Origin of the sequence: Cellulomonas humilata, from assembly GCF_013359775.1 — a bacterium.
Classification (GTDB): Bacteria; Actinomycetota; Actinomycetes; order Actinomycetales; family Cellulomonadaceae; genus Cellulomonas; species Cellulomonas humilata.
In genome coordinates this window covers 190,221-207,773 of the sequence record NZ_JABMCI010000063.1, presented here as the reverse complement: position 1 = coordinate 207,773, position 17,553 = coordinate 190,221, and the positions used below count along the sequence as shown (strand labels likewise).

Annotated in this window: 21 protein-coding genes; 10 read left to right on the top strand and 11 right to left on the bottom strand. The window is 73.1% G+C overall.

The window, feature by feature from the left end; all coding sequences use genetic code 11:
- Positions 1-45: 45 nt before the first annotated feature.
- The 5 genes from HP550_RS10950 (at position 46) to HP550_RS10930 (ending at position 3,799) form a co-directional block, all read left to right on the top strand.
- On the top strand, positions 46-1,017 hold the full coding sequence (locus HP550_RS10950; RefSeq protein WP_343048122.1) for an iron-containing redox enzyme family protein: 972 nt from the start codon (positions 46-48) through the stop codon (positions 1,015-1,017).
- Positions 1,014-1,241 carry a CDGSH iron-sulfur domain-containing protein gene (locus HP550_RS10945; RefSeq protein WP_175347702.1) on the top strand — a complete coding sequence of 76 codons (228 nt, stop codon included), beginning with the start codon at positions 1,014-1,016 and terminating at the stop codon, positions 1,239-1,241. The genes HP550_RS10950 and HP550_RS10945 overlap by 4 nt, the downstream gene beginning before the upstream one ends.
- A gap of 37 nt (positions 1,242-1,278) precedes the next feature.
- A complete protein-coding gene (locus HP550_RS10940) occupies positions 1,279-2,475 on the top strand; it encodes a zinc-dependent alcohol dehydrogenase (protein ID WP_175347701.1) in 1,197 nt (398 codons plus the stop codon).
- 77 nt (positions 2,476-2,552) lie between these two features.
- Positions 2,553-3,062, top strand: a complete 510-nt coding sequence (locus HP550_RS10935) for a DUF2238 domain-containing protein (RefSeq protein WP_343048121.1) — start codon at positions 2,553-2,555, stop codon at positions 3,060-3,062.
- Positions 3,059-3,799: a glycosyltransferase gene (locus HP550_RS10930; RefSeq protein ID WP_175347699.1), complete on the top strand. Its 741-nt coding sequence runs from the start codon at positions 3,059-3,061 to the stop codon at positions 3,797-3,799. Before HP550_RS10935 ends, HP550_RS10930 begins: the two co-directional genes overlap by 4 nt.
- A 7-nt stretch (positions 3,800-3,806) precedes the next feature.
- Here the strand turns inward: HP550_RS10930 and HP550_RS10925 are convergent, their stop codons facing one another.
- Positions 3,807-4,283 carry a PPOX class F420-dependent oxidoreductase gene (locus tag HP550_RS10925; RefSeq protein ID WP_175347698.1) on the bottom strand — a complete coding sequence of 159 codons (477 nt, stop codon included), beginning with the start codon at positions 4,281-4,283 and terminating at the stop codon, positions 3,807-3,809.
- 128 nt (positions 4,284-4,411) lie between these two features.
- Here HP550_RS10925 and HP550_RS10920 point away from each other — a divergent pair, with 128 nt between their 5' ends.
- A complete protein-coding gene (locus HP550_RS10920) occupies positions 4,412-5,395 on the top strand; it encodes an endonuclease/exonuclease/phosphatase family protein (protein ID WP_175347697.1) in 984 nt (327 codons plus the stop codon).
- Between the two features lie 101 nt (positions 5,396-5,496).
- Positions 5,497-5,706 (top strand): dodecin family protein, encoded by a 210-nt coding sequence (locus tag HP550_RS10915; protein ID WP_175347696.1) that lies wholly within the window; start codon positions 5,497-5,499, stop codon positions 5,704-5,706.
- Positions 5,707-5,820: 114 nt separating this feature from the next.
- Here HP550_RS10915 and HP550_RS10910 read toward each other — a convergent pair whose 3' ends face one another.
- Both HP550_RS10910 and HP550_RS10905 read right to left on the bottom strand, forming a co-directional pair.
- Complete coding sequence (locus tag HP550_RS10910) at positions 5,821-6,276, bottom strand: Rieske (2Fe-2S) protein (RefSeq protein ID WP_175347695.1); 456 nt, start codon at positions 6,274-6,276, stop codon at positions 5,821-5,823.
- Position 6,277: 1 nt separating this feature from the next.
- Positions 6,278-6,844, bottom strand: coding sequence for a DUF6529 family protein (locus HP550_RS10905; protein ID WP_343048120.1), 567 nt, complete (start codon positions 6,842-6,844; stop codon positions 6,278-6,280).
- Between the two features lie 168 nt (positions 6,845-7,012).
- Between HP550_RS10905 and HP550_RS10900 the strand changes: the two genes are divergently transcribed.
- Complete coding sequence (locus HP550_RS10900; RefSeq protein ID WP_175347694.1) at positions 7,013-7,411, top strand: VOC family protein; 399 nt, start codon at positions 7,013-7,015, stop codon at positions 7,409-7,411.
- A 91-nt stretch (positions 7,412-7,502) separates the two neighbouring features.
- Here HP550_RS10900 and HP550_RS10895 read toward each other — a convergent pair whose 3' ends face one another.
- Positions 7,503-8,012, bottom strand: a complete 510-nt coding sequence (locus HP550_RS10895) for a COG4315 family predicted lipoprotein (RefSeq protein ID WP_343048119.1) — start codon at positions 8,010-8,012, stop codon at positions 7,503-7,505.
- Positions 8,013-8,165: 153 nt separating this feature from the next.
- Here HP550_RS10895 and HP550_RS10890 point away from each other — a divergent pair, with 153 nt between their 5' ends.
- Both HP550_RS10890 and HP550_RS10885 read left to right on the top strand, forming a co-directional pair.
- Positions 8,166-8,672 (top strand): sigma-70 family RNA polymerase sigma factor, encoded by a 507-nt coding sequence (locus HP550_RS10890; protein ID WP_343048118.1) that lies wholly within the window; start codon positions 8,166-8,168, stop codon positions 8,670-8,672.
- Complete coding sequence (locus tag HP550_RS10885; RefSeq protein ID WP_175347693.1) at positions 8,669-9,409, top strand: anti-sigma factor family protein; 741 nt, start codon at positions 8,669-8,671, stop codon at positions 9,407-9,409. Before HP550_RS10890 ends, HP550_RS10885 begins: the two co-directional genes overlap by 4 nt.
- Before the next feature lie 9 nt (positions 9,410-9,418).
- Here HP550_RS10885 and HP550_RS10880 read toward each other — a convergent pair whose 3' ends face one another.
- The 7 genes from HP550_RS10880 to HP550_RS10850 form a co-directional block, all read right to left on the bottom strand.
- A complete protein-coding gene (locus HP550_RS10880; protein ID WP_175347692.1) occupies positions 9,419-11,317 on the bottom strand; it encodes a SpoIIE family protein phosphatase in 1,899 nt (632 codons plus the stop codon).
- Between the two features lie 12 nt (positions 11,318-11,329).
- Complete coding sequence (locus tag HP550_RS10875; protein WP_175347691.1) at positions 11,330-12,340, bottom strand: ANTAR domain-containing protein; 1,011 nt, start codon at positions 12,338-12,340, stop codon at positions 11,330-11,332.
- A 143-nt stretch (positions 12,341-12,483) separates the two neighbouring features.
- Positions 12,484-12,828 (bottom strand): UBP-type zinc finger domain-containing protein, encoded by a 345-nt coding sequence (locus tag HP550_RS10870; protein ID WP_175347690.1) that lies wholly within the window; start codon positions 12,826-12,828, stop codon positions 12,484-12,486.
- Positions 12,825-14,324, bottom strand: coding sequence for an ATP-binding protein (locus tag HP550_RS10865; RefSeq protein WP_343048117.1), 1,500 nt, complete (start codon positions 14,322-14,324; stop codon positions 12,825-12,827). The genes HP550_RS10870 and HP550_RS10865 overlap by 4 nt, the downstream gene beginning before the upstream one ends.
- Complete coding sequence (locus tag HP550_RS10860) at positions 14,321-15,994, bottom strand: FAD-dependent oxidoreductase (protein WP_175347689.1); 1,674 nt, start codon at positions 15,992-15,994, stop codon at positions 14,321-14,323. The genes HP550_RS10865 and HP550_RS10860 overlap by 4 nt, the downstream gene beginning before the upstream one ends.
- A gap of 46 nt (positions 15,995-16,040) precedes the next feature.
- On the bottom strand, positions 16,041-16,526 hold the full coding sequence (locus HP550_RS10855) for a YbaK/EbsC family protein (RefSeq protein ID WP_425484440.1): 486 nt from the start codon (positions 16,524-16,526) through the stop codon (positions 16,041-16,043).
- Positions 16,523-17,503 (bottom strand): pirin family protein, encoded by a 981-nt coding sequence (locus HP550_RS10850; protein ID WP_175347688.1) that lies wholly within the window; start codon positions 17,501-17,503, stop codon positions 16,523-16,525. The genes HP550_RS10855 and HP550_RS10850 overlap by 4 nt, the downstream gene beginning before the upstream one ends.
- Between the last annotated feature and the right edge of the window lie 50 nt (positions 17,504-17,553).

The window sequence follows — 17,553 nt, the reverse complement described above, 5'->3', positions numbered from 1 at the left end:
CCACTCGTGAAACTACCCAGCCCGCGGGGGCCGCTCAGTCGTGCCGTGACCGAGGTCCTGAGCTCACCCGTCGGCGGCGAGGTCGGCGACCTGGCGCCGCTGACCAGGCGTGCGCTGGAGCACTCCGTCGACCTCCTGGCCGACGACGACGTCCAGCTGACGCTCTACGTCATGTACGAGCTCTTCTACCGGGGCTTCGAGGGCGTCGACGACGACTGGGAGTGGTCGCCGGACCTCCTGGCTGCGCGGCGCCTCATCGAGCTCGCGCTCGAGCAGCACCTGTCCGACCGCGTGGCGGTCCCCGAGGGCGTCGCACCCGCGCGCGCGGCGGTCGCCGAAGCGCTGTTCGCGCTGACCGCGCCGACCCCCGGGCCCAGCGTGGCGCGGTACGTGGCCAAGCGCGCGACCCTGGAGCAGGTCCGCGAGCTCCTGGTGCAGCGGTCGGTCTACCAGCTGAAGGAGGCGGACCCCCACACGTGGGCGATCCCGCGACTCGTCGGACGCCCGAAGGCCGCGCTGGTGGAGATCCAGGCCGACGAGTACGGCGGCGGCGACCCCGAGCGGATGCACTGCGAGCTGTTCGCGCGGACCATGCGGGGCGCGGCCCTGGACGCGGAGTACGGCGCCTACATCGAGCAGATCCCCGCGGTCACCCTGGCCGGCGTGAACGTGATGTCCCTGTTCGGGCTGCACCGCCGCTGGCGCGGAGCGACCGCGGGGCACCTCGCCGCCTTCGAGATGACGTCCTCCCTGCCCAACCGGCTCTACGGCGACGGGTTCCGCCGCCACGGGTTCGGCCAGGACACGACCGAGTACTTCGACGAGCACGTCGAGGCGGACGCCGTGCACGAGCAGATCGCCGGGCGCGACCTGGCAGGGGCGCTGGTCCAGCAGGAGCCGGAGCTGCTGCACGACGTCCTGTTCGGTGCGGCGACCTGCCTCTACCTGGACGAGGTCGTGGGCGAGCACCTGCTGTCCGCCTGGGGCGCCGGCGTCTCCTCGCTGCGGACCGCATGACCACCGACGACCGCCCGAGCGACCGCCGGCCCGTCCGGACGCCGTCGATCGTGGCGTGCCCGGACGGACCGATCCTCGTCCGGGGCGACGTGACCCTCGTGGACGACAGCGGCCGGGCGATCCCTCGCCGACGCTCGACCGTCGCGCTCTGCCGCTGCGGCGCGTCCGCGATCAAGCCCTACTGCGACGGCACGCACAAGGCCATCGGTTTCACCGCACCCTGACCGACACCATCCCTCAGCAGAAGACCGAGGAACTGACATGCGCGCACTGACCTGGCAAGGCCGCGAGAAGGTGAGCGTGGAGACCGTGCCGGACCCCCGCATCATCGAGCCCACCGACGCGATCGTCCGTGTCACGTCGACCGCGATCTGCGGTTCCGACCTGCACCTGTACGCCGTCCTCGGCATGTACCTCGACGCCGGCGACGTGCTCGGCCACGAGGCGATGGGCGTGGTGGAGGAGGTCGGCTCGGGCGCCGGCCCGCTCCGACCGGGGGACCGGGTGGTGGTCCCGTTCAACATCTCCTGCGGCACGTGCTGGATGTGTTCCCGGGGGCTGTTCGCGCAGTGCGAGACCACGCAGGTCCGCTCGCAGGGAACGGGCGCGTCGCTGTTCGGGTTCAGCAAGCTCTACGGGCAGGTCCCGGGCGGGCAGGCGGAGTACCTGCGGGTGCCGCAGGCGCAGTTCGGGCCCGTCGTGGTCCCCGACGACGGCAGTCCCGACGAGAGGTACCTGTTCTTGTCGGACGTGCTGCCCACGGCATGGCAGGCGGTCGAGTACGCCGCCGTCCCCGCCGGAGGCACGGTCGCCGTCGTGGGGCTCGGTCCGATCGGGCAGATGGCTGCACGCATCGCGGCTCACCGCGGGGCCACCCGCGTGATCGGCCTCGACCTCGTCCCCGAGCGGCTGCAGATGGCCAAGCGGCACGGGATCGACGTCCTGGACGTCAGCGAGGTCGACGACGTCACCGACGCGGTCCGTGCGCTGACCGGCGGACGGGGGGTCGACTCCGCGATCGACGCCGTCGGCATGGAGGCGCACGGGTCGCCGGTCGCCGCGGGGGCGCAGCGTCTGGCCGGGATCCTGCCGGACCGGTTGGCGGCAACCATGATCGAGAAGGCCGGCGTCGACCGGCTGGCCGCCCTGCAGACCGCGTTCGACGTGGTCCGGCGCGGCGGCACGGTCTCGATCGTCGGCGTCTACGGCGGAGCGGCGGACCCGATCTCGATGATGCAGCTGTTCGACAAGGGACTCACGCTGCGGATGGGGCAGGCGAACGTCAAGCGCTGGATCGACGACCTGCTGCCCCTCGTGTCGGACGCCGCGGACCCCCTGGGCGTCCTCGATCTGCGGACCCACCGGGTGTCGCTCGAGACGGCCCCGGAGGCCTACGAGATGTTCCAGAAGAAGGCCGACGGGTGCATCAAGGTCGTGCTCGACCCGACCGCGGCCTGAGCGCTCACGTGGGGATCGCGGACGGTGGACGACGGCATCCCGTGTCCGGGGCGCGCGCAGGACGAGCAGCATCGCTGGTGGTCGCCGGTGACGTGGTCCGGGCGCTGGCGGTGGCGAGCGTCGTCGTCGGCACCTGGCGCGCAGGGCTCGTCGCGTGCGCGCTGTTCCTCCTCGTCCTCGGGGGGACGCTGGTCCCACGTGCGATCGGCGCGCCGGCCGGGCTGGACGTCGCGTACTGCTCGACGCTCCTGTTCGCCGCGTGGTCCGCGCAGCTGGAGTGGTACGCCGCGGTGGACTGGCTCGACCTCGCGGTCCACGCGGTCGCCACGGGCCTCGTCGCGGTGATGGCACTTCTCGCGCTGGTGCGCTGGCGGGTGGTCGCCGAACCCGCGGCTGCGCCGGACCGGATCGTCCTGGTGACCGGGCTCGGTGCCACGGCGGCAGTGCTGTGGGAAGTTGGCGAGTGGGCGGGGCACACGTTCCTGGACCCGCGCATCTACGTCGGCTATGCGGACACGATCGGCGACCTCGCCGCCGGGCTCGTGGGCAGCGTCGTCGCGGCCGTCGTGCTGGCGAGGCGGTCGTGACCCGACGTGTGCTCCCGACGGTCTCCGTGGTCATCCCCGCGCGCGACGACGCGATCGCCCTGGCTGAGTGCCTCGCGCTCCTGGCCCGCCAGACGGTCGCGCCCCGGGAGGTCCTCGTGGTGGACAACGGCTCGACGGACGAGACCGCCGCGGTGGCGGTGGCGTGGGGGGCTCGCGTCGTCTCGGAGCTCCGGATCGGCATCCCCTCGGCAGCGGCCACCGGGTACGACGACGTCGACGGCGACGTGATCGCTCGGCTCGACGCCGACTCGCGTCCCGACCCGGACTGGGTCGAGCGGATCGCGACGTGCATGGCGGAGCACCCGGACCTGGACGCCGTGACCGGCTCGGGCGAGTTCTTCGACCTGCCGTCCTGGGTGCGCCGACCGGTCAGCGGTGCCTACCTCGGCTCCTACTACCTGCTGGCGCACCTCGCGCTCGGCCACACCACGCTGTGGGGGTCGTCGATGGCGATCCGCCGGTCGACCTGGCTCGCGGTCCGCACGCTGGTCAGCCGGGACGACCCGGAGGTGCACGACGACCTCGACCTCGCCTTCGCGCTCGGACCCGGACGACGGATCCGCTTCGACCCCGCGCTGCGGGTGGGCGTGTCCGCCCGATCGTTGCGGGGCCACGCGCAGCGGGTGCGGCGGTTCGACCGGGCCTGGCGGACGCTGCGGCTCAACTGGCAGGTGGCGCCCCCCTGGTACCGCTGGCGGACCCGCCTCGCGCGGTGATCCGCGCTCACCCGTCCAGTCGGGCGGCGACGTCCGCAGGGAAGCCGCCCGTGGCGACCGGCCCCCAGCGGGTGGGAGTGATCCGGATCAGGGACTTGCCCTGCACACGCATCGCGGCGCGGTACTCGCCCCAGTCGGGATGCTCGCCGGCGATGCACCGGTAGTAGTCGACGAGCGCGTCCTCGGCCTCCGGCATGTGCAGCACCTCGGCGTCGCCGTCCACCTGCACCCAGGCGCCGCCGAAGTCGTCGGACAGGACGCAGACGCTCACCGCCGGCTCCCGCTCGGCGTTGACGGCCTTCGCCCTGCCGGGATACGTGGAGATCACGAGGCGGCCCCGGTCGTCGACGCCACCGGTGACCGGGGAGACCTGGGGTCGTCCGTCGGCGCGCGTGGTGACGAGCACGAAGCTGTGCCGGTCGCGGACGAAGTCGAGGAGCTGGGTCAGGTCGACGGTGCGGGTGGTGGCGACGGTCCGGGGCATGCCCCCCACGCTAGGAGCCCCGGCGGACCGTCGCCCGTGGAAGGGCTTCCGCTGCGGCCGAGACGAGAGCATCCTGGCAGTGGTGCGGCGTGGCACCGGCTGCGCTGCGCACTCGCCGGGGGGCTGCGATGGTCGAGCTGCGGATCGCGACGTTCAACCTGGAGAACCTGGACGAGACCGCGCCAGGTGAGCTCCCGACGCTGCCTGAGCGGATCGCCCTGATGCGTCCCCAGATCCTGCGGCTGCGCGCCGACGTGGCGTGCTTCCAGGAGGTCCACGGGCAAGAGCGTCCCGGCCAGCCGCGCGCGCTGCTGGCGCTGGCCGAGCTGCTCCGGGAGACACCGTTGCAGGGGGCGCCCATGACGAGCACGCGGGTGCAGGGGGGCCCCGTCTACGACCAACGCAACCTGGTCGTCGTCACGCACCTGCCCGTCACGCGCGTGGAGCAGCTGCGCAACGACCTCGTCGCCCCCGTGGAGTACCGGCGGCTCAGCGCGATCCCGCCCGATGCCGCGGCGGTGGAGATCGGCATCGAGCGGCCGATCCTGCACGTGGAGATCACCCTGCCCGACGGCTCGACCCTGCACGTCATCAACGTGCACTGGAAGTCCAAGATCCCCACGGACATCCCCGGGCAGCGCGTCAACGCCTTCACCTGGCGCACCGCCGACGGGTGGGCGGAGGGCAGCTTCCTGTCCTCGATGAAGCGGATGGCCCAGGCCCTCGAGACCCGCCGCCTGATCGACCGGATCCTCGACGACGACCCGGACGCCCAGATCGTCGTCGCCGGCGACTTCAACGCCGCGCCCGACGAGGTCTCCGTCACGGCCGTCCGGGGCGACGTGGAGAACACCGGCAACCCCGCCCTCGTCTCGCGCGTGCTGGTCCCGATCGAGCAGACCGTGCCCGAGTCCGCACGCTTCACCCTGTACCACCAGGGGCACGGCGAGATGCTCGACCACATGCTGATCACCCGGAACCTGCTGGCGCACTACCGCGGCTCGGAGATCCACAACGAGCTCCTGCACGACGAGTCGGCGGCGTTCGCGGTCGACCTCAAGTTCCCCGAGTCTGACCACGCGCCGGTGGTCGGCACGTTCCAGTTCGTCTAGGCGCCACGCCCGTCGGCTCGGCCGGCACCGCGCTGCCGTTGCGGTGCTGGTCGGGCGGGTGAAGGCTGGGAGTCCGCACACGGACTCGACGAGGAGACCCCATGTCCACGACCGTCGCCAGCATCACGCACATCAGTGCCCGTTCCGACACGAGCTTCGAGGACGCCGTCCGCGGTGGCATCGAGCGGGCGTCGACCACGCTGCGCAACGTGCAGGGCGCCTGGGTCAAGGACCAGAAGGTCGAGGTCTCGGACGGGAAGATCACCGCCTACCAGGTGGTCCTCGAGGTCACGTTCGTCCTGGACGACTGAGGGGATCCCGGGGCACCGACGGAGGTCAGCCCCGCAGGGCGGCGAGCAGTGCGCCCACGGTGAGCGCAGCGCCCGCGATCCACACGAGCGTGGGCAGGCGCGCCCAGAACGACCTCATGCGCGCAGCACCTCGCCCTGGTCGGTGACCTCGATCTCCTCGGCCTCGAGCGGTTCGGTGGCCGGTCCCTGCACCACCGCGCCCGTCGCGGCGTCGAAGGCGCTGCCGTGGCACGGGCACCGGATCTCGCCGTCCCGCACCCCGCCGACGAGGCAGCCCTGGTGGGTGCACACGGCCGAGAAGCACCGGACCGTGTCGCCGTCGCGCGTCAGGACGAGCTTCTCGTCGGCGATCACGATGCCGCCGCCGTCCGGGATGTCGTCGAGCGCCGCCAGGCGGTGCGAGTCACCGTCGTCCTGCGAGGTCCCGTCGTCGGGTTCGTACCCCGCGTCGTCGTCGGCGCCAGGAGCCGGGCCCAGCGTCGCGAACCCCACGTAGCCCACGACGCCGGCCGCGAGAGCGACACCCGTGCCCTCGAGCACCGCCCGCCGACCGACCTCCGGTGCGCCCATGTCAGTAGCTCGCGTACCCGGACTGGCCGAAGAACCAGAGCGCCGAGCTGAACCAGACGACGACGAGGACGACGGCCAGCAGGCCGCCCAGGACCGGGACGGTGGCCGAGGGCAGGCGACGCAGCCGCAGCGCGAGCATCTTGGCGGCGAACACGCCGTAGAACGCGCATCCCGCCAGCGAGTGCACGAGCACCCGTGCGGGCTCGTCCTCGAACCCGAGCGACCACACGCAGTGGAAGACCACGGGCAGGGTGAGCAGGAACGCGACGGTGCCCGACCAGCGGTGCAGCGGAGTCACCCAGCGGGGAGCGTCGCGCACGCCGGGCAGGCGGCCCCACATCGCCAGGGCGGACACGAGCTGCACCACGACCAGCACCGTGGCCGCCGTGGTGAGCCACGACTTCATCTGGAGCATGCCGCTGAACCCGAGCGTGGTGAGGGCGGCGCCGTCACCGGGATGCACCTGGGCGTAGCCGGCGAGCGCGGCGGCGACGGCCAGCCCGACCGCGCCCAGCGCGGCCAGACCCCACTGCGCCGGCAGGCCGCCGGCGGACGCCTCGGTGCTCACCTGTCGATGGTGGTGCCCTGAGGGTGCCGAGCGGTAGCCCCCGGGCCGGCCCGACCGAGCGGGTGAGGTTCTGCACGGATGTGCAGGCCCCCTGGACGCATGTCCGCCACGGTCCTAGCGTCGGGGTGTCGGCCCGCCGACGGACGGTGGGCCCGCACGGGAGGACCAATGCTCGCCGACCACGCCGCCATACCCGTGCTCGCCGTCACCGACATGGACCGGGCCCGCGCGTTCTACGAGGGCACGCTGGGCTTCACCAGCGAGGGAGACGTGCCGGACGGCGTCGTCTACCGCACGTCCAACGGCGGGTTCCTGGTGTACACGTCCGCGTACGCCAGGACGAACAAGGCCACCGCGATCTCGTTCCAGCTCTCGGGCGACGCGTTCGACGCCGAGGTGGCCTCGCTGCGTGCCGCCGGGGTGGAGTTCCAGACCTTCGACCTGCCGGGCGAGGCCACGTGGACCGACGGGGTGCTGTCGGACGGCACCATGCGGGCCGCCTGGTTCGCCGACCCCGACGGGAACGTCCTCAACGTCGAGACGGACCCGCGGAGCGCCGCGGGCTGAGGGGCCGCGGCGGGGCACCGGGCGGCGGCCGCGACGACCGCCGCCCGCTGTCTGTGTCGTCGCCAGCCCTCGGAGCCCTCGCCGGCCCTCGTCAGTCGTCGATCTCGGAGCCGTCCGGCGCGATCACGTACCAGACCTCGTTGACACCCTGACCCAGGACGTCGCCCGGCGCGGTGTCCTGCGCGAACGTGTAGATGGGCCGACCGTCGATGGTGATCTGCTTGGCGCCGTCGGTCCCGGTGATCGTGCCGACCTCACCGGTCACGCCCGTGACCGTCGGGGTGTCGGACTCCGTGGTGATGGCGGGCCACGCGGTCGCGCAGTCGCCCGAGCACGCGCTGGCCCCGGAGTCCTTGGTGTCCTTGAGGAAGTAGTACGCGGTCATGCCGTCGCCGTCGACGACGACGGTGCCCAGCGACGTCTCGGCCGTCGCGAGGTCGGTCGATCCCGCGTCAGCGGCGGGGGTCTCCTCGGCCATGGTCTCCTCGGCGCTGGGGGTGTCGTCCGCGGCCGCCGGCGTGTCGTCGTCGGAGCCTCCGCAGGCGGTCAGGGTGGCCGCAGCCACGAGCGCGGTGATCGAGAACAGGATCGTCCTTCGCACGGTGATCTCCTCTGGTCGGTGCCGGCCCCGCCCCCGGGACCTGCTACCTGGGACCACGAGACCGACCGCGCGCAGGTTCACCGCTCGGTGAACCTCGGGACCGGGTGCATCGTTGTCGGGGTAGGACGCAACGACGGCGGGGAGGGAGGCGTGGTGGCCGAGGAACCCGACGCGCTCATGCGCGCGCTCCACGAGGCCTACGCACGCCCCCTCCAGCACTACGTCGTGCGGCTCACCGGCGACCACGCGCTCGCGCAGGACGTCGTCCAGGAGGCGATGGTGCGGGCGTGGAAGCACCCCGAGGTGCTGGCCCGCGAGCAGGACGCGACGCGCGCGTGGCTCTACACGGTGGTGCGCAACCTCGTCATCGACGACCGCCGGAGCGCGCGGCACGTGCGGGAGCGCACGACCGACCAGACGCCGGACTCGATCCAGCCCGACGGGTCGCAGGCCGTGCTCGACAGCTGGCTGGTGGCGGACGCGCTGGAGCAGCTGACGCCCGAGCACCGTGCTGTCGTCGTCGGCGCGTACTACCGGGGTCGTTCCGTGGCGGAGCTGGCGACCGAGCACGAGATCCCCGAGGGCACGGTCAAGTCCCGGCTGCACTACGCGCTGCGCGCGCTCCGGCTCGCGCTCCAGGAGAGGGGAGTGACCGCATGACCGGCCGGGACGCCGACGAGCGGTACGGCCCGGGCGAGGACCCGTTCCGCGACTGGGACGCCGCGTACGTCCTCGGGTCCCTCGACCCGGAGGACCGGCGCGTCTTCGAGGACCACCTGCGCACCTGCGACGCGTGCCGGTCGGCGGTCGCCGACCTGGCGGGCCTCCCGGGGCTGCTCCGGATGGTCCCGGCCGACGAGGCCGCCGCCCTGGGCGTCCCCCCGGATGCCGACGTCGTCGAGCTGGCCACGCTCGCGCGGGCGGCGCACCGCGGCCGTCGGCGCCGCACCGCCGCGCTGGTCGGTGCCGCGGCCGCGCTGCTGCTGCTCGGCGGGATCGCCGGCGTGCTGCTCGGCCGGCCGGTGGGCACCGGGGCACCGGTCGCGTCGTCGTCGCCGTCACCGACGTCGTCCGGCCAGGTCACCGCCCTGGAGCTGGAGCCCGTCGGGACCGTGGCCGTGTCCGCGGACCTCACGCTCCAGGAGAAGGGCTGGGGCACCCGCATCGACTGGGAGTGCCGGTACCCCGCCGACCCCGGGCCGTACGGCTCGGACGTGACCTACGAGCTGGTGCTCGTGGACGAGGACGGCGCGCGCACCGTGGTGGCTACCTGGCGGGCGCGGAGCACCGGAGCGCGCGGGCTCGGGGCGTCGTCGAGCATCCCCACGGGCACGATCGAGCGCGTCGAGATCCGCGTGCAGGGCACCGACGCGCCCGTGGCGGCCGCGCAGACCTGACGCGGGGCGTCAGGGCAGGGTCGGGCGGAACGGCGTGCCCGCCACGTCGAGCGTCTGCGCCGCCGGCGTCCCCGGTGGTGCGACCACCTGGAGGTGGTCGGTCGTCTGGAGCAGCGACTCGAGGACACGCACCCCGGCACTGCCCAGGTGGACGACGCCCCCCAGGTCGACGGTCACCGGCACGAGTCCGTTGCGCGACCGCCGCAGGATCTCGGCCTCGACCTGCGCCGCTGCCGCCCGGTGGTCGACCGCCCCACGGACGTGCACGACGTGCGCCACGTGCGGGTCGGAGTCGATCACGAGGGGTTCGGCAGACAGCCGGGCCGTGTCCGCGACGGCGTCGGCCTGGTCCACGGGCGCCGGCCGACGAGCCGGGAGCTCGAGGGTCACCGTGGTGCCGTCGTCACCGGTAACGACGTCCACCTGGAGACCGGCGGACGCCATCATGCTGAACCCGCGCCCGCGCTCGCCCGGGTCACGGTCGGGCTCCCGCCACACCCCGTGGTCCCGCACGACGACCTCGATCACCGCGTCGTCCCGGATGGTCGCGTGCAGCTCCACCGTGCCCGTCGACGACGAGCCTCGGTAGGCGTGCTCGACGGCGTTGGCCATCACCTCGCTCACGCCCAGCACCAGACCGGCGCGGTCGCGCGACCCGAGTCCTACGCCGAGGCCCCAGGCGTCGACCGCGGCACGCACCTGCGCCAGCCGGCGGGGATCTGCCTCCATGCTCAGGTCGAGCGGCTCCGGGGCCCGCCGGCGGTGCGCGGCGAGCACGGTGACGTCGTCGGTGAAGCCGTCGTCGGTCAGGACCCGGGGCACCACCTGGCAGATGCGACTGGCCACCGAGTCACCGCCCGCGGGGTCGAGGTAGGCGTCGAACGCAGTGCGCTCGAGCACGGTGAGCCCGTCGAGCAGCGGTCTGTGGGTGTTCTCGACGAGCCCGTCGGTGAACAGGATGATCGCTTCGCCGTCCCGCAGGTTCGCGGTGGCGACCCGGCCCTCGGTGCGCGACCCGAGCGGACCGTCCCCGGTGGTCGGCAGCAGGCGCGCGCCCTCGGGACCGACCACCAGGGGCGCGGGGTGGCCGCGGGTGGAGTACTCGAGGTCGCCGGTGTGCGGGTCCAGCAGCGCGACGCACAGGGTGGCCGCGAAGGCACCCGAGACGCGACCCGCGTACGCCTCGACGGCCTGCAGAGCGCTCAGGATCCCGGCACCCTCGAGCAGCCGTGCGGCGAGCACCGCCCGGAGCTGGCTCATGATCGCGGACGCCTCGACGCCGTGCCCCACCACGTCACCGACCGTCAGGGACACCCGCCCGTCGGGGAGCGTCGCCGAGTCGAACCAGTCGCCGCCGGCCGCCTGCTCCAGCCCAGCCACCAGGTACGACGCCGCGACGTCGACCCGGGGGAGGAGGGGGACCGTGGAGGGCAGCAACGCGCCCTGGAGCCGCAGCACGACCTCGCGGGCCCGCGCAAGGCGACGGTCGGCGGTCGCTGCGCCCGTGCTCTCGAGGGTCGCGGCGCGGACGGCCGTGGTGATGTCGATCCCCGCGGCGACGGCGCCCTGCACGGTGCCGTGCTCGTCACGCCAGGGCGTCACCGTCAGGTCGAGCCAGATTCCCGACGCCGGGTCGGACCAGTCGGCCACCACCGGGACCTGCTCGTCGCGGAACGGCTCCCCGTCGTGCACCGCCTCGATGAGCGCCGCGACGACCGCCTGGAGTCCCGGGTCGCGCAGGTCGCGCAGGCTGACGTCGAGCAGGGAGCCGCGCTGGAACGCCTCGCGGGCCCCCCGGTTCGCCGCGACGATGCGCAGGTCCGGGGCGCGGACCACCAGCTGGACGCCGGGCGAGGCGTCGAAGGAGGAGAGCACGGCGTCCTTGTCGACGTATCCGTCGGGCGCCATCGGCTCTTCTCCTCAGCTCGTCGCGGTCACCCGGCGGTGCTCCGGCGCAGCGCCGTCCTCGGCGGGTGCGCTGATCACGTCCAGACCGTGCGCTCCGGCCAGACCGAGGCTGGTCCCGGGGGAGAGCACGATACGCATCCTCACACCTGCGGACGCACTTCGCCGGTGGGCGGCGGTCAGAGCCGAGACACCGATGGACCCGAGGTGCGTCACGGCCCGCAGGTCGACGACCATGGCGCCGGCCCCCCGGGCCGCGATCATCAGCTGCGTGACCGCAGCGGTCAGCTGGTGGGCAGTCGCCAGGTCGACCGGGCCCCCGACGACGACCCGGGGGACGTCCCCGGCGGTGTCGAACGTGACCTCGAGGCTCGGGCTCGGACGCAGCTGCGCGGGTTCGGGCGCGCTCTCGGCGAGGCTGGCGAAGAAGAAGTCGTCGAGCCGCTGTCGGGTGTCCGAGCCGAGCCCACCGCCCACCTCGACCGCCGCGACGATGCGCTCCGCCAGGGTGAGCAGACGGACGTTGCGTTGCTGCGAGCCCCAGCGCAGCAGCTCGAACGCCGCGTCCCCGTCGATGCCGTAGCCGAGCATGAAGGCACCCTTGGCCTGGTCGATCACCGCGTGCGAACGCAGCGCCTGCGTGAGCTCCTCGTTCACGCGGTGCGCCACCACGTCCCGCTGGGACGCGGTGACGTCCACCAGGAAGCCCGTGACGGTCCGCAGGTCGCCCTCGCCCGTGTCGCCGGCCCCGGTCAGGGTGACGGACCGCTCGGCACCGCCGAGGTCGAGCAGGCGGTACTGGCAGCCGAACGGTGCACCGTCGACGCCACACTGGCCGAGGGCGTCCAGAACGCGACCGCGGTCTTCCTGGTGGATGTGCCGCGACATGAGCGCGAGCGTCGGCACCACGTCACCCGGGGACATCCCGTGGATGCGGAACATCCCGTCGGACCACGTCCACCGCCCGGTGGGCGCTGTGTAGCTGAACCGACCGACCTGCGCTGGGGTGGTGTGGGTAGTGGGCACGAGGTCCTCCGCAGAGCCCCGGCGGTCGGGGCGGGAGCTGTGGACGTGGGCTCCTTGCTGAACCCGCTGCGCGGGCCGGACACGGAGGTCCGCCAGCGTCCCGCAGCGTATGCCAGGATCCGCGACGCAGCCCGTCGAGCAGGTCAGTGCAGGCGCCGCCGCCAGTCGTCGGGGACGCGGCCCGCCGGGCCCGGCACGGTCTGCTCCAGCGGACGGTGCTCGGGCGCGGCGAGCGCGGGGCCGTCCGTGTAGTCGTCCGTCGGGTAGGACCAGAACCAGTCCTCGCCGGGCTCGAAGGTGCGCATCACGGGATGACCCGTCTCCCGGAAGTGCGCCGTCGCGTGCTGGGACGGCGAGGTGTCGCAGCAGCCCACGTGACCGCACGTGGCGCAGCGGCGCAGGTGGAACCACCAGCCGTCGGTGGCGTCGCACTCGACGCAGCCGGTCCCGCTCGGGGGGACGGTCGGGTCGATCGTCGTCTCGGTCACGGGGTGGGTCCTTCCGTCGAGGTGTAGGGGAGCCGCACGCGGAAGCGGGTGTCGCCCGGCTCGGAGGTGACCGACAGGTCGCCGTGGTGCTTGCCCACCACGATCCGCCAGGAGATGTCGAGCCCGAGACCCGTCCCGGAGCCCACCGGCTTGGTGGTGAAGAAGGGCTCGAAGATCCGGTCGACGACGCCGTCGGGGATGCCCGGTCCGGTGTCCGCGACCTCCACCTCGAGCCAGTCGTCGACGCGGCGCGTGGTCAGGGTCAGCGTGCCCTTCCTGCCCGTCGGACCGTCCATCGCTTGCGCGGCGTTGTCGATGAGGTTCGTCCACACCTGGTTGAGCTCGGCCGCGAACACGTGGATGGGCGGCAGGGTGCGGTCGTAGTCCTTGACGACGGTGATGCCGTCGCCCAGCTGCCGCTCGAGCATGATCACCGTGCTGTCCAGCAGCTCGTGCACGTCCGCCGTCTGGTCGGGCGCCCGACCGATCTGGGAGTACTGCTTCGCCGCGCCGACGAGCGCGGAGATCCGCCCGGTGGCGTCCTCGACCTCGTTCATCAGCGACTCGGTCTCGAGCGTGTACGAGAGCCACCGCACGGCACCCTCGAGCACCTCGGGACCCACCCAGGAGGCGACGCCGTCGAGCCACTCGGTGCCCAGCCCCGCCGCCACGAAGTTCGGGGCGAGGTCCCAGCCCCCGGCGATGTCGTGGTCGTCGAACCACTCGCCCAGGGCGTCCTCGAGGTCGGACACCTCCAGGGCCGTCGGGACGACCTCCGACGCGCGCTGGCGGGCCAGCGCCTTCACGGCCTTCTCCTGGAGGTGGATGATCTGCTCGAGCTGCTCCCGGTCGTAGATCCCGGACGCGAGCATCGCGAGCTTGTGCCGCATCCCCGCGACGCGCTCGCGCAGGGTCGCCGTCGCCCGCGTCGCAGCGGCCGCGGGGTTGTTCAGCTCGTGCGTGAGACCTGCCGACAACGAGCCCAGCGCCAGCAGCCGCTCGCGCTGGCCGGTGGCCGCCTGAGAGCTCTGCTGGCCGAAGAAGAGGCCCTCGAGCAGGTGGACCGCCATGGGGAACCAGTCGTCCATGAACGAGGCGAAGTCGGCGGCGGCGAGCACGTAGTATCGGGACGGCTCGAGCACACGGAGCGTCTGCGAGTAGGTCTGGGGCACCCGCTCACCCAGGTATGCCGCCCACGCGCCCGCGTAGACGCCCACCTGGCTCGTCCGGGCGATCTCGACGTCGTCGACCCCCACGCGGCGGTACATGGCCAGCGAGCCCTCGAGCAGCACGTAGAAGTCCGTCGCCGGATCGCCCTCGCGGTACAGCACGCCCGGGTCGATGAGCTCCACGTGCCCGTGCGAGCACAGCCACAGCAGCTGCTCGTCGCTGAGGTGCTCGAACAGGAAGAGGGTGCGCAGCTCGTCGATGTCGCACGCCAGCTGCGTGCGAGTGATCGGGGCGATCGGTGCAGTGGTCGGTTGCGTGGTGGTCACAGCTGCTCCAGGTAACGGTGGACGAGCATCACGGCCATGGCGCCCTCGCCCACGGCGGACGCCACACGCTTGGCGGACTCGGCGCGCACGTCGCCGGCCGCGAAGACCCCGGGGACGCTGGTCTCCAGGTGGTACGGGGGTCGGTCCAGCGGCCACGAGGACGGCACCTTGCCCTCGACCAGCAGATCGTGGCCTGCGCACACGAAGCCGTGCTCGTCCCGGGTGACGGTGCCGTCGAGCCACGTGGTCAGGGGAGCGGCCCCGATGAACACGAACAACCAACCGGTGTGCACAGATTCCTTGTGCCCGGTCACCGTGTCCCGGAGCACGATCTGCTCGAGGTGGTCGTCCCCGACGGCCTCGACGACCTCGCTCTGCGTCCGCACCCGGATCCGCTCGTTCGCCTCGACCTGCTCGACCAGGTAGGAGGACATGGACAGCGAGAGCGACGCCGACCGGACGACGAGCGTCACCGAGCGGGCGTGCCGGGACAGGTACATGGCCGCCTGACCCGCCGAGTTGGCGCCGCCGACCACGTAGATGTCCTGGTTCTCGCAGGCCGTCGCCTCGGTGAGGGCGGACCCGTAGTAGACGCCTCGGCCGGTCAGGGCGCCGATGCCGGGTCCGTCGAGCTCGCGGTAGGCCACCCCGCTCGCCACGATCACCGTGTGGGCCTCCACCGAGGTGCCGTCGTCGAACCGCACCGACCGGGCCGCGCCCTTGACCTCGAGCCCGATCGCGTCCCGGGTCATCACGATCTCCGCGCCGAACTTCAGCGCCTGCCGGCGTGCGCGGTCCGTCAGCTGCGCCCCGGACACGCCGTCGGGGAACCCGAGGTAGTTCTCGATGCGCGAGCTCTGGCCGGCCTGGCCGCCGGTCGCGCTCCGCTCGACGAGCGCGGTCCGCAGTCCTTCCGACGCCCCGTACAGCGCCGCGCTGAGGCCGGCGGGGCCGCCGCCGATGACGACGAGGTCGTAGAAGCGTTCCGCGGGGCTCACCGCGAGGCCGACCTGCGCCGCGATCTCGCCGTCGGTCGGACAGACCAGGACCGTGCCCTCCGTGGTCACCAGGACCGGCAGCGCACTCTCGTCGGCGCCCGCCACGTCCAGCAGCCGCTTCCCCTCAGGGGAGTCCGAGGAGTACCAGCGGTAGGGCACCTGGTTGCGGGCGAGGAACTCGCGGACCTCCGACGAGCGCGCCGACCAGCGGTGCCCGACCACCTTCGTCTCGGCGACGCTCCTCGGCGGGTTCGCGTTCCACGCCTCGAGCTGCGCGTCGATCACCGGGTAGAACTTCTCCTCCGGCGGGTCCCAGGGCTTGAGGAGGTAGTGGTCCAGGTCCACCACGTTGACGGCGTCGATCGCGACGTCGGTGTCCGCGTAGGCGGTCAGCAGCACGCGGCGCGCCTGGGGGTAGATGTCCATCGCCTGCTCGAGGAACTCGATGCCCGTCATCTCCGGCATCCGGTGGTCGGCGAGCAGCACGGCCACCTGGTCTCCGCGGAGCTTGAGATCGCGCAGGGCGTCCAGCGCGAGCGGGCCGGAGTCGGCGCGCACCACGCGGTACGCGTCGCCGTAGCGCCGCCGCAGGTCACGAGCCACGGAGCGGCTGACCGCCGGGTCGTCGTCCACGGTCAGGAGCGCCGGCTTGCGGGTCGAGGTGGCTTCCACGCGGTTCCCTTCGTCGTGCCCAGTGTGCTGCGGTGCGGTCGGCCGGTCAGTCGCCCACCACCAGTGCGGCGCCGCCGGTGATCCGGACCAGCTCGTCGAACGTCGTGGGGAACACCGTGTGCGGCGTCCCGCCGGCCGCCCAGACCTGGGGATACTCCGCCAGCGCCACGTCCACGACCGTCTCGATCCGCTGCGGGTGACCGAGCGGCGCGACGCCGCCGATCGCCTGGCCGGTGGCCGCCCGCACCTGCTCGGGCGTCGCGCGGCCGACGTGCGAGCGGTTCAGCTGCCGGGCCAGCGCTGCGGTGTCCACGCGGTGCCGCCCGCTGGTCAGCACCAGCAGCGGTCGCTCGTCGGCCCAGAAGACCAGGCTGTTGGCGATCGCACCGACCTCGATCCCCAGCGCTGCCGCGGCCTCGGCGGCGGTGCGGGCGGAGTCGGGCAGCGCGACGACGCTGCCGACCACCCCGGCGTCGGCGAGCGCGTTGGCCACCAGGCGGGACCGGGTCGGCAGGTGGGACAGGTCGGTCACGGGTGCTCCTTCGGGGTGCGGGGGAGACGGCGGCGGGGCTGAAGACGAATGTTGGGCAGCTCGGGCGCGGGGATGCGCGCACCGTCGTGACCGGCGACCACCCCGAAGCGCGCGCCGCGGTCGGCGGACTCCCAGTCGGCGCGCGCCTGGGCGATGTCCGCGTGCGTGCGGCCGACGAAGTTCCACCACATCACGAGGTCGTGCGCGAAGGGTGCGCCGCCCAGCAGCAGGAGACGTGCGCCGTCGTGGGATCGGACCCGCACGGACTCCCGTCCGTCGCCGAGGTAGAGCAGGCCGCTGCTGGTGTGCGGCGTCCCGGCCACCTCAACGGTGCCGTCGAGCAGGAGCACGGCGTGCTCGAACCCGGGGACCAGGGGCACCTCGACGTCGGCGCCAGGATCCAGCGCGAGCTCGGCCCCGAGCAGCGGCGTGTGGACGTGAGCCGACGACCGCGTGCCGTCGAGCTGGCCGACGAACACCGTCGCCCGCGCCCGGGGGACCTCCCAGACGGGAAGGTCGCTGACCTGCTCGAACCCGGCCGCGCCGTCGGCGAGCCCGTCGGGCAGCGCCACCCACAGCTGGACCGCGTGCAGCAGCGGCTGCTCGCCCAGCGAGAACTCGGAGTGTGAGACGCCCCGCCCGGCCGTCATCAGGTTGAGCTGCCCGGGCCGGACGACGACCTCCGAGCCCACGCTGTCCCGGTGCAGGATCTGGCCCGCCACCGGCCAGGTGACGGTCTGGAGGCCGGTGTGCGGGTGCGGGAGCACCCTCATGTCGACGTTCTGCGGCCCGAACTCGTCGAGGAAGCACCAGGCCCCGACCATGGGGAGCGCCCGCTGGGGGAGCGTCCGCCGGACGCGCATGGCCCGGACTCCGCCGAGGGGGACGTCCCGCGCCTCGAGGAGCTCGACCACCGGCCCGTGGGACGGCACCAGGTCGCAAAGCTCGGGCACCGGCCGCACCTCGAGGTTCGTCATGGGCCCACTGTAAAAGTCGAACCTCACACGCGGGGGTCCTGGCACGTCTG